General features: G+C 47.1%; 20 protein-coding genes. 5 read left to right on the top strand and 15 right to left on the bottom strand.

Translation table 11 applies throughout. The features are described 5' to 3' along the window. The first annotated feature begins 3 nt into the window (after window positions 1–3). Window positions 4–2,130 (top strand): cellulose biosynthesis cyclic di-GMP-binding regulatory protein BcsB, encoded by a 2,127-nt coding sequence (locus ACVC9U_RS20250; RefSeq protein WP_034292315.1) that lies wholly within the window; start codon window positions 4–6, stop codon window positions 2,128–2,130. Window positions 2,131–2,160: 30 nt separating this feature from the next. Here ACVC9U_RS20250 and ACVC9U_RS20245 read toward each other — a convergent pair whose 3' ends face one another. The 15 genes from ACVC9U_RS20245 to iolA all read right to left on the bottom strand — a co-directional run bounded on the left by ACVC9U_RS20245 (window position 2,161) and on the right by iolA (window position 18,921). Further along, window positions 2,161–3,450, bottom strand: coding sequence for a valine--pyruvate transaminase (locus ACVC9U_RS20245; RefSeq protein ID WP_009329973.1), 1,290 nt, complete (start codon window positions 3,448–3,450; stop codon window positions 2,161–2,163). Then, window positions 3,447–4,685: a DUF6421 family protein gene (locus ACVC9U_RS20240; protein ID WP_441391427.1), complete on the bottom strand. Its 1,239-nt coding sequence runs from the start codon at window positions 4,683–4,685 to the stop codon at window positions 3,447–3,449. The genes ACVC9U_RS20245 and ACVC9U_RS20240 overlap by 4 nt, the downstream gene beginning before the upstream one ends. Then, complete coding sequence (locus tag ACVC9U_RS20235) at window positions 4,682–5,248, bottom strand: prephenate dehydratase domain-containing protein (RefSeq protein ID WP_003177795.1); 567 nt, start codon at window positions 5,246–5,248, stop codon at window positions 4,682–4,684. The genes ACVC9U_RS20240 and ACVC9U_RS20235 overlap by 4 nt, the downstream gene beginning before the upstream one ends. Window position 5,249: 1 nt before the next feature. Then, a complete protein-coding gene (locus ACVC9U_RS20230; protein ID WP_016885638.1) occupies window positions 5,250–6,527 on the bottom strand; it encodes an ATP-grasp domain-containing protein in 1,278 nt (425 codons plus the stop codon). Further along, window positions 6,484–7,422 (bottom strand): DMT family transporter, encoded by a 939-nt coding sequence (locus ACVC9U_RS20225; protein ID WP_003177801.1) that lies wholly within the window; start codon window positions 7,420–7,422, stop codon window positions 6,484–6,486. The genes ACVC9U_RS20230 and ACVC9U_RS20225 overlap by 44 nt, the downstream gene beginning before the upstream one ends. A gap of 210 nt (window positions 7,423–7,632) precedes the next feature. Continuing rightward, window positions 7,633–8,511, bottom strand: a complete 879-nt coding sequence (gene fba, locus ACVC9U_RS20220) for a class II fructose-1,6-bisphosphate aldolase (protein WP_003177802.1) — start codon at window positions 8,509–8,511, stop codon at window positions 7,633–7,635. Between the two features lie 21 nt (window positions 8,512–8,532). Further along, entirely contained in the window at window positions 8,533–9,369 is an 837-nt protein-coding gene (gene iolI / locus ACVC9U_RS20215; RefSeq protein WP_441391426.1) for a 2-keto-myo-inositol isomerase, read from the bottom strand. A 66-nt stretch (window positions 9,370–9,435) separates the two neighbouring features. Then, on the bottom strand, window positions 9,436–10,302 hold the full coding sequence (locus tag ACVC9U_RS20210; RefSeq protein ID WP_026589371.1) for a sugar phosphate isomerase/epimerase family protein: 867 nt from the start codon (window positions 10,300–10,302) through the stop codon (window positions 9,436–9,438). Between the two features lie 23 nt (window positions 10,303–10,325). Next, a complete protein-coding gene (iolG, locus tag ACVC9U_RS20205) occupies window positions 10,326–11,360 on the bottom strand; it encodes a bifunctional inositol 2-dehydrogenase/D-chiro-inositol 1-dehydrogenase (RefSeq protein ID WP_441391425.1) in 1,035 nt (344 codons plus the stop codon). A 24-nt stretch (window positions 11,361–11,384) separates the two neighbouring features. Further along, window positions 11,385–12,689 carry an MFS transporter gene (locus tag ACVC9U_RS20200; RefSeq protein ID WP_441391424.1) on the bottom strand — a complete coding sequence of 435 codons (1,305 nt, stop codon included), beginning with the start codon at window positions 12,687–12,689 and terminating at the stop codon, window positions 11,385–11,387. Between the two features lie 12 nt (window positions 12,690–12,701). Next, the gene (gene iolE, locus ACVC9U_RS20195; protein ID WP_441391423.1) at window positions 12,702–13,604 is read right to left on the bottom strand and encodes a myo-inosose-2 dehydratase; all 903 of its coding nucleotides are present in this window, start codon (window positions 13,602–13,604) and stop codon (window positions 12,702–12,704) included. A gap of 13 nt (window positions 13,605–13,617) precedes the next feature. Further along, window positions 13,618–15,531 carry a 3D-(3,5/4)-trihydroxycyclohexane-1,2-dione acylhydrolase (decyclizing) gene (gene iolD / locus ACVC9U_RS20190; RefSeq protein ID WP_020453544.1) on the bottom strand — a complete coding sequence of 638 codons (1,914 nt, stop codon included), beginning with the start codon at window positions 15,529–15,531 and terminating at the stop codon, window positions 13,618–13,620. A gap of 31 nt (window positions 15,532–15,562) precedes the next feature. Beyond that, complete coding sequence (iolC, locus tag ACVC9U_RS20185; protein WP_020453545.1) at window positions 15,563–16,540, bottom strand: 5-dehydro-2-deoxygluconokinase; 978 nt, start codon at window positions 16,538–16,540, stop codon at window positions 15,563–15,565. A 27-nt stretch (window positions 16,541–16,567) separates the two neighbouring features. Further along, window positions 16,568–17,383, bottom strand: coding sequence for a 5-deoxy-glucuronate isomerase (iolB, locus tag ACVC9U_RS20180; protein ID WP_020453546.1), 816 nt, complete (start codon window positions 17,381–17,383; stop codon window positions 16,568–16,570). A gap of 74 nt (window positions 17,384–17,457) precedes the next feature. Beyond that, a complete protein-coding gene (gene iolA, locus ACVC9U_RS20175) occupies window positions 17,458–18,921 on the bottom strand; it encodes a methylmalonate-semialdehyde dehydrogenase (RefSeq protein ID WP_020453547.1) in 1,464 nt (487 codons plus the stop codon). 469 nt (window positions 18,922–19,390) lie between these two features. Here iolA and ACVC9U_RS20170 point away from each other — a divergent pair, with 469 nt between their 5' ends. From ACVC9U_RS20170 to glpT, 4 genes are all read left to right on the top strand, one after another. After that, complete coding sequence (locus tag ACVC9U_RS20170) at window positions 19,391–20,155, top strand: DeoR/GlpR family DNA-binding transcription regulator (RefSeq protein WP_020453548.1); 765 nt, start codon at window positions 19,391–19,393, stop codon at window positions 20,153–20,155. Between the two features lie 83 nt (window positions 20,156–20,238). Beyond that, window positions 20,239–21,174 carry an aldo/keto reductase gene (locus tag ACVC9U_RS20165; RefSeq protein ID WP_020453549.1) on the top strand — a complete coding sequence of 312 codons (936 nt, stop codon included), beginning with the start codon at window positions 20,239–20,241 and terminating at the stop codon, window positions 21,172–21,174. Window positions 21,175–21,418: 244 nt separating this feature from the next. Then, window positions 21,419–22,312 carry a glycerophosphodiester phosphodiesterase gene (locus tag ACVC9U_RS20160; protein WP_020453550.1) on the top strand — a complete coding sequence of 298 codons (894 nt, stop codon included), beginning with the start codon at window positions 21,419–21,421 and terminating at the stop codon, window positions 22,310–22,312. A gap of 22 nt (window positions 22,313–22,334) precedes the next feature. Continuing rightward, entirely contained in the window at window positions 22,335–23,693 is a 1,359-nt protein-coding gene (gene glpT / locus ACVC9U_RS20155; RefSeq protein WP_020453551.1) for a glycerol-3-phosphate transporter, read from the top strand. Window positions 23,694–23,705: the final 12 nt, after the last annotated feature.

The raw sequence follows: 23,705 nt of genomic DNA, 5'->3' as shown, positions 1-23,705 counted from the left end.
TTTTTGAAATATATCATCATATGTCTGGCAAGCTTCTTGCTGATCACGGCGACGGGACAAGCGGCTGCAGCCAAAGACGTTACAGTAGACGGCTCGATCCTGGGGGAAAACAGCCGGGAACAAGCCAAGCAGCAAGTGCTCACAAACGATCTCTTGACCTTGTACGGGGCAAAAGACAGCGCCGAGCTGACGTATCAAATACCGGCGGGCGCCTCCTCTACCCATCAGCAGCTTACACTTAAATACGAGGCCTCAGACCTTTTAATCTCACCGTCTTCTTTAACAGCCGAGATTGATGGCGAACCGGTCAAAACGGTTAAGCTTGAAGGGAATAACGGGAAGAAAACGCTGAAGCTCTCGCTGAACAAAAGCCAGTCGTCTCCAGGGTTTCACAGCTTATCACTGAAGTTCTACGGAGTGGTTCATGAAGGCGTCTGCGTCAGACAGGACTCCTCCGGGAACTGGATCAAAATTTATCCGGACAGTCGTCTGAATATCGGGGAAAAGAACGAATCTAAAGGAGCGGCGCTCGAACATTATCCTTATCCGTTCGCCCAGTCCGGCAGCTCCGTGGAAAAAACGGCAATCGTCATTCCGGACCATCCAAGTTCGGCTGAAATCGAAGCGGCAGTTAAAACAGAAGCATACCTCAAAACGGTTGACAACAGCATCAGCACGAAGATCTTGGGTGAATCTGACCTGGCGAAGATCGACAGGCCGACGATTGTGATCGGCGTTCACCATCACTGGAGCGGCAAAGTGAAAAAGCTGTTGAAACAAGCGAAACTCGAAGCAAAAGAAGACAAGCTTTTGCTTGCGAAACGGATGCTCAAAGCAAAGGATAAGCAGCAGCCTGTATTGTTTGCGGCCGCAGCATCTGATGATGTGCTTTCTGAAAAAATCAGCGTCATCACCGACAAAACGTATGCCGCCCAGCTCAGCGGCGACACGCTGGCAATCGGCAAACTTCAGCAGCATAGCAAACGGGGCGGCAGCAAGCTGACACTTGAGGATTTCGGGGCGGGGGATTTGACAATCGGTTCGGGACAGACATCTTCCGAGCATTTTTATTATCCCGCGCCAGCTCTATTAGACAAGAATCAGCCTGCAAAGCTTTCGCTTGCGATGAAAAAATCGAAAACGATTCAAAAGCAGGCCGGCCAAAGCGACTTAGCTGCGGAACAGGCGGAGCTGAAGGTCATGATCAATGGCCAGCCTCATTCCGTCGGACTTGACGATATAGGAAAAGAAGACAAAAACGGCTTTTACCATGTTTCTTTAAAAGTCGATCCGAAACTTTTGCAAAAAAGCCGTTACATTGATATTCAATTTGCCGCTTCAGGCTTGAAAGAGAACAACCCTTGCTACGCGGTGAACGAGGACAAATGGATTTTTATCGATAAACAAAGTGCATTGTCTTACCATGTCAGCGACACGTCAGCTTCAGCAGATTTTCAAGCGTGGCCGCTTCCCTACGCGGGTGATCATAACAATAAAACGCTGATGATCCTGCCCGACAATGCGGATCAGTCGAAGATTGATGAGCTTTCGCTTGTAGTCGGCTCCTTCGGCAGCGAAGCCCGGCAGGCATTCACAGTAAAAACATCCTCGGAAGTCAAACCGGATGACGTGAAAGGAAGAAACGTAATCTTCATCGGAAGCGTCGATCAATTCTCTCTGCTGAAGGAAAAAACAGCCGAATTGGCTGTTCCGACGGCGAAAAACGGAACATTTGATGTGTCATCTTTTCAAATGCTGAATGAAACGACAAAACAAGTCGCGTTTACTCAAACGTCGCTGTGGGATTCAAATTACTCGATGGCTGTTTTCGCGCCGTTTAAAGGGCAAGGCACAGCAGTCACAAAAGAAATGATCAACTTTTTGAACAGCAATGATTTCGCAGCAACCGTTGTGAATGAAACGGACAGCCATCAGCTATTTACAAACCATCAACAGCTGACAGCAAAATCCGCCGAAACCAAGACGGATGATAAACAGGAAAGCAATCAGCAGCATGTGCTGTACATTGCCATCCTGATCGTAATCATAGCGGCAGCGGTTATTTTGATCTTGACAACGGCAAGGCGCAGAAAAAGAAAGGCCAATGCCGGCCGAGGGATTGACGAATAAAACAGGGGCTTGCTTTTAGCCCCTGTTTTTTTATAAGTATTCAACCTGTTTCTCATATACACCCTTCGCAATTTTAGCTAAAACATCGATTCCCCTTATAATATCTTCATCCGCCGCGGTTAGGCTGATTCGTATACACTGGTGTGAATGCGCCAGGCGCCGGGATTGACGGTGAAAGAAAGATGATCCGGGAACGATAATGACTCCATCCGCTTTCATATACTCATACAGCGCTGCATCGGTCACCGGCAGGTCTTCAAACCACAGCCATCCGAAAAGCGATCCTTCCCCTTGATGCAGATACCATTTGATGTCTTCAGGCATCTTGCATAAAAGCGTTTCCTTGAGCAGCATGAATTTATTGCGGTAATATGGCCTGACTTCATTCAGCGACACGTCGGCGAGGCGCCCGTCATTCAATACTGATGCAGCCATATACTGCCCCAGCCTTGAAGAATGGATCGCCGCATTCGACTGAAAAGCTTCCATTGCCTGAATATACCGGGACGGCCCGATGGCGATTCCGATCCTTTCGCCAGGCAGGCCGGCTTTTGAAAGGCTCATACAGTGAATGATCTGCTCGTTGAAAATCGGTTCCATGTCGATAAAGTGAATCGCCGGAAAAGGCGGAGCATATGCGGAATCAATGAACAGCGGAACATTCGCTTCTCGGCATGCGTCTGAAATGAATGCTACATCTTCTTTAGGCAAGATGTTTCCGCAAGGATTGTTCGGGCGCGATAGCAAGACAGCACCGATGCACGGATCGGTCCGCATCCTCTCTAAAAACCCCTTACGGTCGAGCTCATATCGAAACGTATGATCATCCAATTTCGATATGAGCGGAGGGATCCCCTCAATCATCTCCCGCTCCAGTGCCGCCCCGCTGTATCCCGAATAGTCAGGCAGCATCGGGATCAAGGCTTTTTTCATCACAGATCCGCTTCCCATTCCGCAAAACGAATTGATCGCCAGAAAAAACAGCTGCTGGCTTCCGGCTGTAATCAACACGTTCTCTTTTCGAATGCCGGCGCTATACCGCTCTGAAAAGAAGCGGACAACACTTGCAATCAGTTCATCGGTTCCATAGCTCGATCCGTATTGGCCGATCACCGAAGAAAACCTGTCATCGTCAAGGAGATCGGCAAGAGCCGACTTCCACATGGCTGACACGCCGGGCAAAATCATCGGATTGCCCGCACTTAAATTAATGTATGACCGTTCACCGCCGGCCAGGACTTCCTGAATATCGCTCATCACAGCCCTGACCCCTGTTTTCTCAATCATTTTCTCTCCGATTTTGCTTAATGGCGGCTTCACGCTTCCAGTCTCTCCCGTTCAAATCGAAGACGGGGAGTTTCGATTTTCTTATTGATCTCGTCAATGAAATACTGTTCCGGGACGCTGAATCGCTCGCCTTCCCGTCCCGGAGGCAGGTATTGTCTGACATAGCGCTCCGCGGCCTCTTTGTATGCCGTGTCATCCTCGATTTCTTCCAGCTGTTCAATTTCGGCCACAAGCTTTCTTAAATCGTCCATGCAGCGTGGAAGGTCAAGCGACACGCGCTTCTCTTCTCCTTTTTGAATGGAACGGCCGTTTTCAATCATCCAGCTGAACAGAAAATAGCCTGTCCCGGAATCAAAATTCCGCGTTGCATTATGCTGGCTCGGATAGCGCAGCAGCCGCTCATACAAAACAAATTCGATAATTTCCTCCCAGCCGTCATATTGCCGCTCCCACAAGGTCAGGATTGCTTGGCAATCGACCTTGACTTCTTCTAAAATGCCTGCGAAAAAATTCATTTTCGCCTGAATATGGAGATGAAAAGGTTTTTTTCCGCAATGATGAAAATAGTCGTGAAGGTAGCCCCACAACACCCTTGCTTCATATGTGCGGTCGGGGGAAAGCTGAGCCGACTTGAAAGGCGCATGTTCAAAAATGGCCCTCGCTCTTTTGAGCGTGTCCTCATGGTAAATGTGATAAAACTTATTAAAGTAGAAAATCGCGAATGTCTGTGATGTGATTTTCTCTTTTGTTTTCACATTTTCAGGGAAGAATACGATGCATTTTTCTTCCGTGAACCCCTTTGTTCCGGCGAGCAGCTTAAGGGATTGGCAGCCGTTTTCAGGATGAGGCAGATCCTCTTCTATCGGCCTCATCATGGCAGGTTCTTCACGAACGGCTAAAAAGGCTTCAAAATAGCAGCCTTTCGCATGAGGCCCATTCGGCGTCACGATCGGCGCCGCAAAAAAGGTCGTCTCCTGATCATGCGGAGCCCGGTAAGCCGTCAATAACCGGTCAAAATACGGCGTCTCCCCTAATCCGCGGCTGATCCAATCCAAAACGTCCTCTTTAAACGCCTCTTTTGCAGCCGTTAAGTGAACCGCTTCATAAATGGCTCCTGCGTCTTCAATCAATTGCAGCAGAAGCTGTTCCGCCCTTTCGTGATGCTCTGTAATCTGTCCTTTATCATTTTGGTACGTCTGCAATTCATGTATGTTCGGTACAATCTGCCCGTTGACCATGTTTACAATGTCCCCTGTCAAAGTCGTCATCGGCTTCCTCCTTCGATTGATTTAAGCCCGTGGATTGTAAAGCACATCGGTACTTCCCCAAAATCTTTAATGACTTTCAAACGGTGTTCATCGGCTGCTTTAATCGTCGTGATGCAGCCGTCAGCCGCGTTTGAAGCGCAGGCCAGGGCCGCTTGAGCATTGCTGGTGACAAATTGGACTTGACTGCTGAACAGCTTTGCCAGATGAGCCGGAGCAGGGTGTGAAGCGACGATTTGAATATCCGATGCCATCGTGTGCTGTTTTGCGGCAAACACCATGTTGTATGTAGGCATCACAAAACTGTCTATAATCTTTAAGTCCGCTAGATTCTCAAATACGATTTGATGCAAAAACGGGTAAACGGCGCAGCCTAAGAGGACTGAATTTTCTGTCGATTTAACATGGAGCAGCGCTTCTTCCAACGTTTCATAAAGCCTGACTTCCCCGCGGACCCCTTTATTTTTGAGCCATAGCAGGCCGGCTTTTTCACAGTTCGTGCCTTTGGGACCGAGCGTATGGACAATCATCACGGCTTGCTCTTTGTGCACTTTAGTCGAGATCATCTTAACCTCCTATTGTACCCGTCAAATTATTTTGATAAATGATATGAAGCTCATCATCCAGCTCCCGGTAGAAAGCTTCACATTCTTCATAAGAATGATGGCTTGTTAATATAAACCCCGGATAACCGGAAAAGTGCGGGTACGGGAGGATCTTTGCGCCTCTTCTCATAAATTGAAACACCCGCTTAACCTCCTGCCTCTGTTTGACTTCTTCCAGTCCGTCGATTTTTTCAAAAGTGCCGGAGCCCTGTACAGGAATGATATAATTGCCGGCTGTCCTTACAGGCCTGATCTCGCCTTCAAACTCGCTGCTCTCCAGCGGCTTTAATGCATTTTGCAAGACAAGCTGCATAAAGTTGATGCCTGTGCTCTCTTTGACGATGTAATGGGAAACCCCTGAACCGCCGATTCTGGCGCCCACCTCGATAACATAAGGTGTTCCATCCTTGTCCAGCCTCAGCTCTGTATGAGCCGGCCCCTGGTGAATGCCCAGCGCTGAAACAGCGCCCGTCACTTCCTTGACGATCGCAAGGCGCGTCTCTTCTTTCAATTGAGCCGGAGCAATATAGACCCCTTCTTCAAAAAACGGCCCTTTGCTGTTCCCTTTGTATCCAATCGAAAGAACATGTACGTTTCCTTGAATCGACAGCGTTTCAATCGCGAATTCCGGCCCATCGATAAATTGCTCGGCTACGATGCCCGTTTTGCCGTGCACGAATCGATTGAGGTCCCTTTGGTTGACGGCCTCGACTTTCCGGACGGCCTCCTCAAGCTCCTTCCGATCATCAACACGGACGACGCCCTGGCTTGAGAAGCCGTTGACCGGCTTGACGACTAATGGATACGACAGTTTCCTGTTTTCCAGGTCAGCGAGCGTATGGAACTCGTGAAAAACCGGCGTATTCAATCCGTTTTGCTGAAGTATGCTGCGGGTTTTATTTTTATTGCGGCAGTTTTCCATTGTTGTGAAAGGAAGCCCCGGCAGATTCAAAGCTTCAGCAGCTTTTGCCGTGAAAGGCAAAGCCGGTTCAAACAGTGTCATCATGCCGTCAAACGGAAATTCGACAAATGTCTGCCTGACGACATCCATCGCCGCTTCTTCATCTTCAAACAACGGCAGCGGCACACAGCGTTCCACAGCCGGAAGATTGCCCGGGAAATCTTCGGCCGAATTGTAAAAGAACGTGACCTTCAATCCTAAACGCTCAGCTTCTTCAAAAATAAATGGCAGGTGCTTATTTTGACAAATGATGGCCAAGTTTTTGTTTCGTTTCGTCAATTTTCGCGATCCTCTCTTCTTTTTTTAAGTTGATGAACATCACACCGAATATGACAAACAGCGTTCCTAAATAAATATTCGCATTCAGTTTTTCATCCAGAAACAGAAATCCGATATAGAGCGCAATGACAGGGGAGATGAACAAGTGGGAAGTCGCTTTTGAGATGTGCCATTTTTTAAGCAGATAAATGTTGATCCAAAAACCCAAAATCGAGCCGACAACCGCTAAATAAAGCAGCGCATAAAGACTCACACCGGAAAACGTTCTTGTCCCGCTTTCAAAGATGAGGCTGCTGATGAGCAATACCGCTCCGCCGCTCAGCATTGAAAGGGAGTTAAAGCTTAAGATCGGAAGCGAACGAATTCTCTGCTGTACTTTGATTTGAATAAAAGCCGAGCCAAACATCGCACACAAAATCACAATCATTGCGACAATTTCAATAACATCGACTTTGATCAGCAGTTGGTTGCCAAACACGATTGTAATGCCGAGCAAAGCCAGGCATATCCCCCATTTCTGCAGTTTCGTCGCCGGTGTCCCTTTGACGAGGCGGTTGATCATCAGGGCAAAGACTGAAATGCTTGCCGCTAATATAGACACCAACCCGCTCGGCAAATAAAGAGAGGCCCAATAAACAGATCCGAATGGAACGGAAAAATACATGATGCCGTTCAAAAACGACAGCACTAGCAGTTCCTTTGACAGAACAAACTGCCTCCGTGCCAACAGAAACGCCGCGATCAAAATGCTTGCGATCATGAACCGCATGCCGGCGGACCAAAATGGAAGGCTGTCACTCAGCCCGGCTTTTTGAAAAGCCCATGTCGTCCCGCCGATCAAACATAACACGATAAATAAAATATGAACCCGATACTTTAAAACGTTTGTCAGCATATAGCATTCACCTGATTTAGTTATTGTCTTGCTGTCATTTATTTTCAGAAAATAAAATCTTTTCTGATCAAAATGGATTATGAGGGAAATTATAACTATTATATCAATTACAGTCAATCATACTTTTGAACCTTTAGAATATCTTTACAAATACTGCGAACAAAAAAACACTCACTTCGATTAAGTGAGTGGAGGCGATATTGGTTTAGCTTATATTTCTATCTTTTGGGTGCATACCGCTTTTCCGGATGACCCGAATTCTCTCATCTTATGTTTAACCGTTTCTTTGACTGCGCTGATCCCTGGCGTCATATAGGCGCGGGGTTCATATAAATCGGGATTGTCTTTAAATATGCTGCGCGTTTTCTCAGTCCAGGCCACCATGCATTCGGTATTAATGTTGATTTTCGCATGGCCCAGACGGATCGTTCTTGCGATTTGATCAGCCGGGATGCCCGAAGCTCCATGGAGAACGAGCGGAATGTCCGTTACCCGTGAGATTTCTTCCATTTCCTTAAATCCCAAATTAGGCTCGCCTTGATATTTTCCATGAACGGAGCCGAGCGCGGCTGCCAAAGCATCGATACCGGTTTCTTTGACAATCCGCTCGCATTCACCGATGTCGGCATACTGCACTCCGCCGATAAGCCCGTCTTCCATGCCCCCTACGGTGCCAACCTCTGCTTCAACCGAAACATTGCGGACCCCGGCATATGACACGACCTCTTTTGTCATGGCGATATTTTCATCGATTGGTGAATGCGAGCCGTCGATCATGACTGAGCTAAAACCCGCGTCTATCGCTTGCTTGCAGCGCTCCGGACTTTTGCCATGGTCAAGGTGAAGCACGACGGGAACGGAGATCGACATTTCCTCAATCAAAGCCGCAACCATTGCGGAAACCGTTTTAAATCCGCCCAAATAATCGATGAGCCGATCTGAAGCGGCTGCGATGACAGGTGACCGTTCTTCTTCCGCTGCCTCTAGAATCGCTTTTGTCCATTGAAGGCCATTAATATTAAATTGACCGATTGCATAATGATGTTCCTTTGCTTCTTGAAGAAGTTCTTTCATGGAAACGAAAGCCACGTTCACCCCTCCTATCCCGTATTAAATCTTGAAGTATTTTGAAACAACTTCAACTGTTGTTTCTTTGGCCGTTCGAATCGTTTCTTCCGCGCTCAGCTTATAGTATTCAGGTCTGAACAATTCAACTGATACGACATCCGAAAAACCGATGTCTTTCAAAGTTGATAAGTGGGCATCCAAGTCGATGGCTCCCTGTCCCGGCCAAACACGGTCTTCATCTCTTAAAAATCCGATTGGAAAGTCTTCCGTGTCATCGATATGATAAATGAAGATTTTCTTGCCGTCCGCCTTTTTTAAATCCTCAAGACTTGAGCCCATTGCATGGAAGTGGAAGCTGTCAAAAACAAGGCCGACATTATCGCGGTTCACGGTCATGACGATGTCATAGGCCTGGCTGAACGTATTGACTGTGCACTCCGGATGACCGACAAACTCGACAGCGATCTTTACACCATACGGCTCAGCGATGTCTGACAGCTCTGTCAGCACTTCGACGGAGCTTGCTTTAATATCTTCTTTTAAGATTTTTTGTTCGGTGACAAGCGGTACCGCGACCACATATTTCACACCAAGCGTTTTGCATGTTTCCATCATGCCTTTAAATTCTTCGATGATTTCACGGCGCCCTTTTTCATCGCGGTTGTTGAAAAAGACAAGGGCATTCAAGGCCAGCGGCTTAATATGATGCGTTTGAAAATACTCGGCTAACTCTGAGAGGGAATGGTCTTTTACATACTCAGGCAGCTTATCCATCGTCCGGATTTCGATATAGTCGTATCCGTGCTTCTCACAGTATTCGAGGTCTTTTGCAAGGTTTGAATTTTCCAACGTCGTTGCTTCATTAAAGCATAGCTTCATATTAGATTCTCCTTATCTAAATATCCTTGTGAAGAGCGAGTTCGGCAGGGCGCCGAACTCAGGGGCTTATCCTAGTAATTCCTGTTTCAACTTTTCAAGCATGAATCTGCTTGATTCATCCGCTCTTTCGTCAACCCAGGCAAACACGGCATTCGTCGCAATTCCGTCGAACTTCATCTCTCTCAGCTTTCTGAAAATCGTATCAAAATCGACCTCGCCTTGGCCAATGTCCAAATGCTGGTGAACCGTTACTTTCGCGTCAGGCGGATTTACGATGTAGCGAAGGCCATGAGCCGCTTTATGATTATAAGTATCTGCGAATAAAACATGTGTGAGGCGGTCGCCGGCTTCGTCAAACATGGTCTCGATGTCGCCTTTTCCGTCGTCATAGAAGAATGTGTGCGCAGTCGAGTAAACAAGATTGATCCAGTCCTTGTCAAGCGCTCGGATCATATCCATCGCACCTTTGTGTGTTTCGATAAAATCGTATGGATGAGCTTGAAGATTGAGTTTAATGCCTTCTTTTTCAAAGACTGGCAAAAGCTCATCCATGGATTTAATAAATTTTTCTTCGCTTGTTAAAGGATCGTATTTTGAACCGCTGAATTCGCTGTTCATCAAATCGACTTCAAGCTCAACCGCAATTTCGATCGCCCTTTTCCAATTGCGCACCGCTGCCTGACGGCGATCTTCATCAGGACCGGCCCAGTGGTAAAGCGGAAGGAGCGATGAAAGCTTAACACCGGTATCTCTTAAAAGCCGCTTTAATTGTTTGATTTTAGCTGAATCGACTTTCGGATATTTATAGAATGGACAAAAATCTTCGCGCGGCGATAGTTCGATATATTCGTAGCCAAGCTCCGCCGTTTTATAGACCGTTTCCTCCAAAGTTAAATCATCGCGATACATCGATGGATCCAATGCTAATTTCATACTTTTCACTCCTCGAAAAGTTTTTATTTTTGAACAGTTGTAAACGTTTGATAGAATTCCGGTTTCTCTTGAAGCGCCACAGGTTCTTTCTGTCCGGATTCCTGAGCTTTCACACAGGCGTCCGTCGTTACGGCGGCGATATAGCCGTCCCATGCAGTCGGCCCGCTGACCTCGCCTTTCTGTTGGATCGAGTCAATGAAATCTTGGATTTCTACATCGTAAGCGTCTACAAAGCGGCGCTGCCAATCCATGAGGATATCCGTCGAGAATTTGCCGGCTTTTCTGAGAGAGATGCTTGATGGTTCAGGAAGCTTCACGATTCCGTCTTCTCCGACGATTTCACACTGGATATCGTAGCCGTATTTGCAGTTGACATAGATTTCCGCATTGATCACGACTCCGCCTTTCGTTTCGATGATGACGATTTTCGGATCACGCAAATGAGGAAGCGCGTTTTTCGATTTTTTCGGATAAATGACCTGAACTGATTCGTAGTCGTCATTGATCAGCCAGTGCAGGGCGTCTATTTCATGGACAAGCGTATCGACAACAGCCATATCTGTCGTATAGTTGTCGCCTACAACCGGGTTGCGGTGCGCACAGTGGATCATGAGAGGCTCGCCGATGACCCGGTTGTCGATCGCTTCTTTCAGCTGTACGTAACCGCTGTCATAACGGCGCATAAAGCCAACTTGAACGAGACGTTTGCCCGCTTTGATTTCTTCATTGACGATCCGCATGCATCCTTCCGCAGTCGTCGCCAGAGGCTTTTCGCAAAATACGAATTTGTTCGCTTTAATCGCTTTCAAAACGCTTGATTCATGAGCCGGTCCCCAGCTTGTGACTAAGACGGCGTCTACATTTTCGGCTGCGATGAGACTGTCGTCATCCGGATAGACCTTGGCGTTCAGGCTGTAGTCTGTTACAACTTGCTGAGCTGCCTCCTGGTTTACATCGGTGACCGCGACAATTTCGCCGCCCGCTAATTTATTTGTGATGCGGTTGATGTGTTCTTTTCCGATTGCTCCTGTACCAATAACACCAATGCGTAATTTCATTGATAGCCACTCCTTCAAAAATAGTTACATAATTTTTCTTGTTTGCACTTGCCCAGCTTGAGCCGGAGGAGTCCCGTACAGCTCTTCCTGAATTTGTTCAAGCGACTTACCGGATGTATTCGGTGCAAAAAAGAGCCCGATGAGCATGCTGGCCGTTACACATCCAAGGAGAATGGCCGCCATAAATGCAATTCCAAAATTCGAGATGATCATTGGAACGAAAAGGCTCCAAGCCCCGATTGAGATACGAACGAGAAAGAACATCAATCCTTGTGCAGATGCGCGATATTCCGTCGGGAAAATTTCACTCGCCCATAACTGATAGTTGGCCTGTTGCCCGGCCCCATTGTTCATGCCGATCATCACGATAAAGAGGATGAGGATCGGCATGCCTTCTGCCGGAAGCAGAAACAATGACCAGCCGATAACCGCTGCAAATGCGGAGATCCCAAACACCGTCTTCCTGTATTTGTCTGCAAACGGCATGAAGATAAAAGCGACGCCAAGCCCGGTGAAAATAAACAGCCCCATCTGCAAAATGTTTGCCATGGTCGCTGACACACCGCCGACCTGCTGATAAATGTAAGGCATGAAAAAGCCCATGACACCTGCAGCCAGATTCCAAATTAAGTACACGCCCATTAAAAATAAAATGCTTTTCAAATACTTAGGCTGAAGCAAATCGAGATAGGACGTCTTCGGCTTCCTGACGGCTTGAGCCGTTTCGGATTGATCCTGCCAGGCATCGGATTCCGGCAGCCTTTTCCGCAGAACATAGGTGATCAATGCGATAACGAGCAAATGCCCAAACACGATTTTATTGCCCAATAAGCCTAAATCACCGAGCAGGACCGACAGCAGCAGAACCACAACCGCTCCCGCAGCCCATGCGACTTGCGCAACACCGCAATGACGGGCCCTGTTTTTCTTAGGTGCGTTCTCTGCGATGATCGTCCAGGAAGCCGTAATATCAGCTCCTACCGATAAACCGATAATCATGTAACCGCTTAACAAAAAGGGAAAGCTGGTGCCGAACAATACTAAACAAATCCCCAGTGCATAAACCAGCATACTGTTCGTATAGACAGCCTTTCGGCCAATTTTGTCGGCCAAAAAGCCTCCGAGCAGCGCTCCGATTGCCGCTGAGATGGCGTTGGCGCTAAACGCGCCGAGCAGTCCGATCTGTGTATCAGAAAGCTTCAGGTAACTGACCCATAAAGATAATCCTGCCGATCCTGCGACAATGGAGCCTGCATCAATGTAATTTGCCAAAGCTGCTGCGACGGTTCGTTTATTGAATGGTGAGACTGCTGCACTTCCATTGCTCAATTTAGAGCCCCCTTAATTGGTTGCTGGGACATTCAACAAGTGACGATCGATGTACTTTCTGGCGATCAATGCGTATTCAAGCGGGTTGGCAACATCGGGATCCTGCTCTGCTTCCACAACGATCCAGCCGGAATAGCCATGCTTTAGAAGCATTTTATAGACTTCTCTAAAATCGATGCAGCCGTCGCCTGGAACTGTGAACATCCCTTGCAAAAATGCCTGTTGGAACGATTTTCCTTCCTGTTTGCATTTCTCCATGATCTTGAGGCGCGCGTCTTTAAAATGAACGTGCCCAATCCGGTCCATATGCTTCTCTAATATGTTCAAATAATTTCCATCTGAAATGTAGGCATGCCCAGTATCATACAGAAGGTGCACGAGTGCAGGGTCAGTTCCCGCCATGAGCCGGTCCACCTCTTCCTCTGTCTGCACGCCTGTGCCGAGGTGGTGATGATAGACAAGCTTCAGGCCGTATCGGCCGGCGATTTCCCCGAGGTGATTTAAACCTGCAAATAGCCGCTGCCATTCTTCATCGTTGAAATAAGGCTTTTCTTTAAACACGTTTTTATCCAAGCCCTGCACACTGTACGTCTGTTCTGATACGACCGCAACATCGGCATGGACGTCTTTCAAGTACTGGCAGTGAGCCGCAAATTCCTTGGCTGCTTCTTCAATGCCGTCCCGAATGATATAGCTGCTGAACCACTTGCCGGCAATCCTTAGGTTCCTCAGCTCGAGCTCTTTATTGAGAATGGCCGGTTCCGGAAAAAAGCCGCCCACTTCTGTGCCTTGAAAGCCTGCAACAACAATGTCGCTCAACAAATGCTGAAGTGTGTTTCCCGCGCCGATTTCCGGAATATCATCGTTCCGCCACCCTATGGGGGCGATGCCCCATAGAATTTGTGTCTTGCCCATCCTGGTGCCTCCTTTAATACTGCTTTGCAGATTTCAGCATTTTTTCTTTTGCTTCATACGCCTTTTGCACGCTTTCCTGTTCGGAAACCTCTGCAACACCTACGTGCCACCAGCTGTCATAGCCGTCCGTCATCGTCTTCGGCAACACCTTCATTTCGATCAATGTTGAGACATCTTGTTTTTTGGCATCTTCAAGCGCCGCTTTTAATTCTTCAATCGTGTTCGCTTTGTAGGTTTTTGCTCCATACCCTTCGGCCACTTTCGCGTAGTCGACATTGAGAATCTGATTGTCTGCTGTTCTGAATTCGCAGAAGTAGCTGCCGCTTCCATGGTCCATTTGCAGGTTGTTGATACAGCCGAATCCTGAGTTGTCAAAGAGCAGCACGTTGATTTTTTTATTATATTGAATTGCTGTAATGAGCTCTGAGTGGAGCATCAGGAAGCTTCCGTCTCCGACCAGTGAATAAACCTCTCTATCAGGATGAGCCAATTTCAAGCCGAGTGTTCCCGATACTTCATATCCCATGCAGGAATAGCCGTATTCCAAGTGGTACGTATTCGGTTCGTTTGAATGCCACAGCCGCTGCAGATCCCCCGGCAAAGAGCCTGCTGAACAAATGACGACGCTGTCCGGATCAACTGTTTCATTGATCGCGAGCAATGCCGTTGTTTGCGGGAGCTCGGTTTGCAGCACATCCGCGTATTCGTTGAGTATTTCTTGAGAAAAATGATCTTTAATTTCAGGTGTGAAGTTTTCACGCTTAAATGTTACCTTGCTCAAACGGTCACGCTCAGCAAGCCACTCGTCTTTCAGTTCCTTGATGATTGAACCGAATTCGCTCTTATAGCCTTCCAATAAACCGTGCAGCTTGCCGAGCGTTACTTTTGCATCGGCAACGACTTGGAAAGCATCCAGTTTATATGCCTGCATTCTGCTGACATTGATGTTTAAAAACTTTGAGTTGTCAAAGTCAAAAGCGGTTTTTGATGATGTCGCGAAATCGGTGTAGCGCGTGCCGATTCCGATGATCAAGTCAGCCTCGCGAGCCGCTTTGTTTGCCGCCAGCGTACCTGTGATGCCCATTCCGCCCAAGTTGTTGGCAAAATCAGCTTCCACTGTGGATTTCCCGGCCTGGGTTTCCACCAGCGGAATATTGTAAGCTTCAGACATGGCGATCAATTCGTCGCGCGCTCCGGAATATTTCGCTCCGCCGCCGACCAAGATGAGCGGTTTTTTGCTCGACTTGATCAGCTCCGCCGCTCCCTTCAGTTCACGCTCGCTCGGCTCTTTGCGATCAATATAGTGAACGCGTTTCTCAAAAAAGCTTTCATCGAAATCATAGGCTTCCCCTTCAACATCTTGAGAAATGCAAATCGTTGCAGGACCCGCCTTTGCAGGATCTGTCATCACTTCAAAAGCGCGAATCAGACTGCTCATCAACTGTTCAGGGCGCGTAATCCGGTCCCAATATCTCGAAACAGGCTTCAAAGCATCGTTCGTCGTAATCGCCGCACTGTATTCCTGTTCTACTTGCTGAAGAACAGGATCAGGCTGTCTTGTTGCAAATGTATCGGCCGGAATCAAGAGGACCGGAATATTGTTCGCAAGCGCCGTACCTGCAGCTGCCACAAGGTTAGCTGCTCCCGGTCCGACTGATGTTGATACAGCATAGATCTTCCTCCTCAGCATCTGCTTGCTGTAAGCCATTGCCGCATGTGCCATTCCCTGCTCATTCTTGCCTTGAAACACCTTTAAATGACCCGCATCCTGTTCAAGCGCCTGGCCGATGCCAACGACGTTCCCATGGCCGAAAATCGTAAAGATCCCCTCGACAAACGGTGTTTCTTCACCATCTACATGGATGTACTGCTGATTTAAGAATTTAATTAACGCTTGTGCTGTGGTTAAACGTATTTTCTTGCCCACAAACGATCCCACCTTTATTCATATTCTTCATTTAAGACTGAGCCGCGATAAGCTCTTCAATCTCGGCGACTGTCGGCATCGCTTCAGATGAGCTGTGCTTGGAAACAACAATGGATGCGGAAGCGCTTCCGTATTTCAGCGCAGTTTCAATATCTTTGCCTGAAACGAGTCCGTAGAGGAAAGCGGAAGCGTATGAATCCCCCGCTCCAAACGTTTTTAAGACCTTCGTTTTGTATGCTTTCGCCCGGAAGATGCCTCCGGATTTGCTGTATGCATATGAACCTTCGACACCGTGCTTGATAACGACAAGATCTGCGGAATGTGCAAACAAATGCTGAACAGATTCTTCATTGCTGCCGCCGCTCTTATTTTCCATTACATCAAACTCATCACGCGTTCCGATGACAATGTCTGATTGTTCGGCAACAAGCGTATAGTAAACGGACGTTTCCTCCGCAGATGTCCACGTATATGGACGATAGTCAAGCTCAAAGACCACTTTCACTTGATGCTTTTTCGCCAGCTGCACGGCTTTCAGCACCGCTTCGCGGGAAGGGCTTTTAGCCAGCGCCGTACCTGACACAAGAAGCATCTTCGATTTTGCAATATAGTCTTCGTTCACTTCAGAAGGGGCAAGGTAAAGATCTGCAACATCATCCCTGTACATTAAAATGCTGCATTCTTCAGGGCTTAAAATTTCTGTGAAAGCAAGCCCCGCTTTATGTCCGTCTTTATCAACCGCCATTTGTGACGTATCGACACCCGTATTTCTCATATAGGTTTCGATGAATCTGCCGTGCTGGTCATCCGGAATCTTCCCGATAAAGCCGGTCTTCAATCCTAATTTGGAACTGCCGATTGCAATATTAGCCGGGGAGCCGCCGACATATTTTGAAAATGTCATCGTCTGCTCCATCGGCCTGTTGTATTCGACTGCGTTTAAATCGATACATGCGCGGCCGATCGCTACAATGTCAAATTCTTTCTCTTCATTAAACGTATACCTCATCTTCAACAGCCTCTCCTTGCCTTATTGTTAGCGTTCCAAAATCCATTCATGGTCAGGGTCGTTATGAAACTTCCATTTCCGCGTCGGCCCTGCCATCACGTTTAAATAATAGGATGTGTATCCGTCAGGCACCCCGACAGGATGGTATCCGGCCGGCACGATGACAACGTTTCCATTTTCAACAGTCATCGTCTCGTCGATAGAACGGTCATCTGTGTAGACGCGCTGAAATACAAAGCCTTGCTGTGGGTCAAGTTCATGGTAGTATGTTTCTTCTAAAAAGGACTCTTCAGGCAGGTTGTCTTGATCATGCTTGTGCGGCGGATAGCTGGACCAGTTTCCGCTTTCAGTGTAGACTTCGACGACTAAAAGGCTGTTCGCTGAAGGATCTGAATCCGGAAGTATGTTATGAACGGTTCGTTTATTGCTGAATTTCCCGCGGTTTTCAATACCGTTGTCTTCAGCTTTGATCAGTTTCGTCGGCAGCTGATTTTCAGAAGGGGAATAGCACAGGGCAACTCTTGCCTCTGTAACCGCGGTAATGCCGAACTTGCGGTCATTTGACACATACACGCTGTCGGTCGGCTTTCTTTCGAAAACGCTTTCTCTCGTGCCGATATTTTCAAATGTCTGTTCATGATCGGTTACGGTAATCTTTCCGGTAAGCGCGACGATGCAGCATTCTTGTTTGCTCAGCGATTCTTCATAGCTGGATCCCGGTGCGAGATCAAGGACTTTAAACTCGACATAACTGAGATCCGAATTCGATTTTTTCACTTCGTGTACAAGCTTCACGCCTTGTGACAGCTCATTCGCCTGCGGCTTGCGCAACAAATGACTCATGGATAAAGCCTCCTTTTCAAACTTGAAACATGATCCGAACAGCGCGGGAACCGCGCCGCTCGGTTTTTTCACAATTAATTGAAGTCAGGCGCCGGATATCTTGCAGTGACGACCTTTTTGCGCGTATAGAAATCGACGCTGTCTTTTCCGTTCGCATGCAATGTGCCAAAGAACGAAGACTTCCATCCTGAGAACGGGAAGAATGCCATCGGAGCCGGTACGCCCAAGTTGATGCCGAGCATTCCCGCATCAATGTTTTCACGGAAATAGCGGATCGCATTCGAATTCGATGTGAACAAACATGCGCCGTTTGCAAATTCGGATTGGTTGGCGATGTCAACCGCTTCTTTCAAGTTCTTCACACGGATGACTGACAATACGGGAGCAAAAATCTCGTCTTTCCAGATCGTCATATCAGTTGTGACATTGTCAAAGATTGTCGGGCCGACGAAATAGCCTTCATCTGTCACATTTTCACGTCCGTCGCAGACAAGTCTCGCACCCTCTTCAACTCCTTTTTGTATATAGCCGAGTGTGCGTTTCTTGTTGTCTTCGCGAATGACAGGTCCGAGGAATACACCGTCGTCTAGTCCGTTTCCGATTTTGACTTCAGATGCTTTCTGAACCAATTTCTCCATGAATTCATCTGCGATCCCTTCTTCAACCGTCACTACTGCACATGCCATACAGCGTTCGCCGGCAGATCCGAAAGCAGCGCCGATAATATTTGTTACCGTGTCTTCAAGATTGGCATCGTTCAGAACGATGGTGTGGTTTTTAGCGCCTGTCAGCGATTGAACGCGTTTCAGGTTTTCGCTTCCTTTTTTATAGACATATTCTCCGACCGGTTTTGAACCGACGAATGAAATCGCTTTAATTTCCGGGTGTTCGAGAATGCCGTTTACTACATCATGAGCACCGTATACGACATTGAAGACCCCTTTAGGAAGTCCGGCTTTTTCAAACAGTTCAACAAGCTTTTCCGTCAGGAGCGGCGTACGCTCGGAAGGTTTCAGAATAAATGTGTTTCCTAACGCAATGGCCATCGGGAACATCCAGCACGGTACCATCATCGGGAAGTTAAATGGGGCAATTCCGCCGACGACTCCGATCGGGTAACGGTAGTTCGCCGCTTCAACATCGGTTGCAATTGAAGCAAGTGAATCTCCCATCATCAGGGATGGCGCTCCAGCTGCAAACTCGACATTCTCGATGCCGCGTCCAACTTCGCCCAACGCTTCTTTCGTGTTTTTTCCGTTTTCAATCGTGATGAGGTGGGCGAGCTCCTCTTTATGCTGAGTCAAAAGCTGCTGAAAGTTAAATAGAATTCTTGCCCGGCGCGGAACGGCCACTTTTGACCATGTCTTAAACGCTTCAGCCGCTGTTTGCGCTGCGTATTCGATATCCTCGCGCGTCGAAATCGGCACCTGGCAAAGCACTTCTTTCGTCGCAGGATTGACTACATCTTCGTATTTGTCGGTTTTGCTTTCAACCCATTCTCCATTAATATAGTTTCTTAACTTTCTGATTTCTGCCATTCTTATAACCTCCTTGAATATTAAACATCTCCTGGTACAGATGGGGCAGGTTCCAACCATTATGTATGAATGCCGAACGGCTCTTCATTGCATAACGGATTTTCGCAAAAAACAGGAATTAAACGCTTACAAAAGAAATTAATGAATAGAACGATGATTTTATCAAAAGAACCGCAACGCAATAAAACGTTTACACTCAGAAATTTCTCAACTTTATCACGTTTTGGTCACTTCTTGGTTATATTCTAATCCGCTCTTACCCATAAGTCAATCAAAATCATTAAATTTTTCTTTTGTAAGATTTATAGAAAACCTTAAAATGATTTAGAAAAACATTGTATAATAAAAAGGAACAGGACAAATCTTGCAAAAAATAATCACCAATGTCATCATTTTTTAAACAATTATTGGTTAACTTTTGGGTTTATTATATATATTTAGCCAAATATACTAGAAGGAGATACTTGGTATGAAGTTAATGCGGATCAAAGAAATGGAAGAATATATTTTGACCAATGGCACCGTTTCGCTTGATGAGCTTTGCCAGGTCTTTAATGTTTCCAAAAACACGGTCAGACGCGACATTAACAAGCTGACCGAGAAAGGAGTCATAAAAAAAGTCTACGGCGGCGTAACGGCGATCGAAAAAACGGCCTTAATCCCATTTGAAAACAGAACCATTCAAAACAAGGATGCCAAGATGAAAATCGCGCACTACGCTTCACGCTTTATTGAAGACCATGACCTGATCTTTATCGATTCCGGCACAACGACCCAATCCATATTGGAAACTCTTGATCCAAATAAAAATGTAACCGTTTTAACGAACAGCCTCGACATTATCAACGCTGCTGCCGCGATGCAAAATATAAACTTGATCATCATCGGCAGCAACTACAAACGGAAAACGCAGTCCTTCGTCGGCATGGATGATCCGGGAACATTGGATAAATATAATATTAATAAAGCTTTCATGTCGGCAACAGGAGCAACACTTACCCATGGACTGACAAACTCCGATCTGCTTGAATATGAAATTAAAAAGAAAATATCCGAAAAAGCAAAACAAGTATACTTGCTGGCCGATCATTCCAAATTCGGGAAGTCGACCTTGCTGACGTACGCGCCGTTTCACAGATTGCACGCGATCGTCACATCTCAGGCGCTGGATGAGGAATATCACGAGTACTGTAAAGAGCGCAACATTGAAATCCATTTGGCAAAACATGTATAGTTGAATTGGACATCCTTGACCGGCTGTATCCAAGCGGCCGGCCAAGTTTATTGATCAACATATCATTTCAGGAGGGGAATCCAATGAAAAAAGTTAAAGTTGGCAAATCAGATTTGCACGTATTCCCGATTGGTTTGGGAACCAATGCCGTCGGAGGACATAACCTTTATCCGAATCTCAATGAAGAAACGGGAAAAGAATTGGTGCGGGAAGCGATCAGAAACGGCGTCACATTTTTAGATACCGCCTACATATACGGCATCGGCCGTTCCGAAGAATTAATCGGCGAAGTCCTCAAAGAATTCAACCGCGAGGATGTCGTGATTGCGACAAAAGCCGCCCATAAGAAAGAAGGCGACGATTTTGTCTTTGACAACTCCCCTGCATTTTTGAAAAAATCCGTTGAAGAAAGTCTGGAGCGTCTGCAAACTGACTACATCGACCTTTTCTATATCCATTTCCCTGATGAGAACACGCCGAAAGACGAAGCGGTTCAAGCGCTCCATGAACTGAAGCAGGAAGGCAAAATCAGAGCGATCGGGGTATCCAACTTTTCGCTTGAGCAGCTGAAAGAAGCGAACAAAGACGGATTGGTGGATGTGCTCCAAGGCGAATACAACTTGCTGAACAGGGAAGCTGAGGCGACATTCTTCCCGTATACACAGGAGCATAACATCTCATTTGTTCCTTACTTCCCGCTTGTCTCCGGATTGCTCGCCGGAAAATACAGCGAAGATACAACGTTCCCGGAAGGCGACCTGAGAAGAGAAATGGAAAACTTCCAAGGCGAACGCTTCAAAGAAAACATTAGAAAAGTGAACCAGCTTGCGCCGATCGCGGAAAAACACAATGTTGACATCGCACATATCGTGTTGGCCTGGTACTTGGCAAGACCTGAAATCGATGTGTTGATCCCGGGCGCCAAACGCGCAGATCAGCTGATCGACAACCTCAAAACGGCAGAAGTCAATCTGTCTCAAGAGGACATTGATTTCATCGACCGGCTGTTCGCCCGCTAAATAATCAGGAAACCTATCTTAAAAGATAGGTTTCTTTATTTTTAAAATCATATTGACAGCGCTTCCATTTTTGGTATGATAGGAAAGAAGTTAATACAAGTGACGTAGAATGGGAGATTCACAATAAGACCCTCTTGTGCCAGGGGTTTTTTTGTGGATCTCTCTTTTTATTCGTCACATAAGGAGGCGAAAAAAAACCGGAAACCAACATTCTGCATACCGACTTGAAAGGGGAAATCATTTGATGAAAAAACTTGTCCGCAGCATCTTCCTTATAACAGCTGCAATCGTTGCCGCCGGTTTTGGACTCAGCGGGCATGCGGAGGCCGCAAGCCATTCCCAGCCGCAGCTCAATCCGAGTCAGCTATTAAATGTCGCACACCGCGGCGCATCGGGTCATGCTCCCGAACATACGCTTTTGGCTTATAAGCTTGGGCAAAAAATGAAAGGCGATTACATAGAAATCGATCTTCAAATGACAAAAGACGGACATTTGGTCGCCATGCACGATGAGACATTGGATCGCACGACCAATGGTACGGGTTTTGTCAAAGACTATACGCTGAAAGAAATCAAACAGCTTGATGCAGGCTCCTGGTTTAACGAAGCATATCCTGAGCGGGCAAAAACGGAGTACGTTGGGCTGAAAGTGCCTACCCTAGAAGAAATCATCCAAACATTCGGGAGAAGCGCGCGCTACTATATCGAAACAAAATCACCGGAAGACTATGATCATATGGAAGAAAAGCTCCTGGACATTCTGAAGCAATACAAACTGACCGGGGCAAACATTCATTCAAGCAAAGTCATCATTCAATCTTTTAGTCCTGAAAGCTTACAAATCATTCATAACGCTAATCCAAACATTCCGCTTGTGCAATTATTATGGTACGACAAACCGGCTGCCATTACTGACGCCGAATTAAAACAATATCAATCTTACAGCGTCGGACTCGGCATGAACTTTGACCGCATTGACCGGGCATACGTGCAAAAAATTCGAAGCACCGGCATGCTGGTCCATCCTTATACCGTGAATGAAAAAGAAGATATGAAGCGGCTGCTCGATTGGGGAGCGACCGGAATGTTCACCAACTTTCCGGACCGGCTGCGCGATGTTTTGCGTGAAAAGAAGTAAATGAATAAAGAAGGGGTATACCATGTTAAAACTGTTTAAACCAGCACCGCCGATTGAGCGGATGCCGGACGATCAAATTGATTCGGAATATAAGAAATTCAGACTGCAAGTTTTTCTCGGCATCTTCATCGGTTATGCGGCATACTATTTAATTCGCAAAAATTTCTCGCTTGCCATGCCTTATTTAATCGAAGAGGGATTTTCAAAGTCGGCGCTCGGCTTTGCCTTATCCGCTCTATCCATCTCTTACGGGCTGAGCAAGTTCGTGATGGCCACGATATCAGACCGGAGCAATCCGCGGATGTTCCTGCCCGCCGGTTTGATCCTTTCCGCTGTCATCAGCTTGTTGATGGGGTTTGTTCCTTTCTTCACCTCATCGATCGCCATTATGTTTATCATGCTGTTCTTAAACGGCTGGTTCCAAGGCATGGGGTGGCCGCCGTCAGGACGCGTCCTTGTCCACTGGTTCAGCGTCAGCGAAAGGGGAAATAAAACAGCCATATGGAATGTCGCCCACAATGTCGGCGGGGGACTGATGGCGCCTATAGCCGTTGCCGGCGTCGCCATCTTCTCAGGCATTACGGGATCTGCTACAGGCTATGAAGGCGTATTTATTTTGCCCGCCTTGGTCGCCATCGCCGTTGCCGTCATTTCTTACTGGCTGATCCGGGATACGCCGCAGTCTGTCGGACTGCCTCCAATCGAGGAATACCGCAACGATTATTCAAGCAAGTCGAAGAAAACATTTGAAACGGAATTATCAACGAAAGAAATCCTCTTTAAATATGTATTAAATAATAAATGGGTGTGGGCGATCGCACTTGCCAACATTTTCGTGTACTTCGTCCGCTACGGCGTTCTGGATTGGGCGCCAACCTATTTAAGCGAAGAAAAAGGCTTTGATATGAGCAAATCAAGTGTCGCTTATTTTCTGTATGAATGGGCGGGGATTCCGGGGACATTGCTTTGCGGCTGGATCTCTGACAAATGGTTTAAAGGGCGCCGCGGACCGGCAGGCTTTGTCTTTATGGTAGGTGTTTTGATCGCGGTGCTTGTATACTGGTTCAATCCAGCCGGCAATCCGATGATCGACATGGCATCATTGATCGCGATCGGATTCCTCATTTACGGTCCAGTTATGCTGATTGGTCTTCAGGCACTTGACTTTGTTCCGAAAAAAGCGGCAGGTACGGCTGCAGGATTGACGGGTCTGTTCGGATACCTGGGCGGAACCTTGACGGCAAATGCGCTGATGGGTGTTATCGTCGATGCATCCGGCTGGAATGCGGGCTTTACGCTCTTAACCGCTTCATGTGCAATCGCAGCACTCATCTTTGCGATGACATGGAATGTGCGGGGACAGGAAGTTGTGAAACATTAACATCAAAAAAAG

This window comes from Bacillus sp. GM2 (assembly GCF_056155945.1).
Note: the sequence above shows the minus strand (reverse complement) of the source record. Positions and strands in the feature narration are given on the sequence as shown.

Coding starts and splice junctions, on each gene's coding strand:
- ACVC9U_RS20225 (WP_003177801.1), bottom strand. CDS start 7,422: ATGCTGACAAACGTTTTAAAGTATCGGGTTCATATTTTATTTATCGTG.
- ACVC9U_RS20165 (WP_020453549.1), top strand. CDS start 20,239: ATGAAAAAAGTTAAAGTTGGCAAATCAGATTTGCACGTATTCCCGATT.
- glpT (WP_020453551.1), top strand. CDS start 22,335: ATGTTAAAACTGTTTAAACCAGCACCGCCGATTGAGCGGATGCCGGAC.
- ACVC9U_RS20240 (WP_441391427.1), bottom strand. CDS start 4,685: ATGACGACTTTGACAGGGGACATTGTAAACATGGTCAACGGGCAGATT.
- iolE (WP_441391423.1), bottom strand. CDS start 13,604: ATGGGCAAGACACAAATTCTATGGGGCATCGCCCCCATAGGGTGGCGG.
- iolC (WP_020453545.1), bottom strand. CDS start 16,540: ATGAGGTATACGTTTAATGAAGAGAAAGAATTTGACATTGTAGCGATC.
- iolB (WP_020453546.1), bottom strand. CDS start 17,383: ATGAGTCATTTGTTGCGCAAGCCGCAGGCGAATGAGCTGTCACAAGGC.
- iolI (WP_441391426.1), bottom strand. CDS start 9,369: ATGAAGCTATGCTTTAATGAAGCAACGACGTTGGAAAATTCAAACCTT.
- ACVC9U_RS20235 (WP_003177795.1), bottom strand. CDS start 5,248: ATGATCTCGACTAAAGTGCACAAAGAGCAAGCCGTGATGATTGTCCAT.
- ACVC9U_RS20210 (WP_026589371.1), bottom strand. CDS start 10,302: ATGAAATTAGCATTGGATCCATCGATGTATCGCGATGATTTAACTTTG.
- iolG (WP_441391425.1), bottom strand. CDS start 11,360: ATGAAATTACGCATTGGTGTTATTGGTACAGGAGCAATCGGAAAAGAA.
- ACVC9U_RS20170 (WP_020453548.1), top strand. CDS start 19,391: ATGAAGTTAATGCGGATCAAAGAAATGGAAGAATATATTTTGACCAAT.
- iolA (WP_020453547.1), bottom strand. CDS start 18,921: ATGGCAGAAATCAGAAAGTTAAGAAACTATATTAATGGAGAATGGGTT.
- ACVC9U_RS20160 (WP_020453550.1), top strand. CDS start 21,419: ATGAAAAAACTTGTCCGCAGCATCTTCCTTATAACAGCTGCAATCGTT.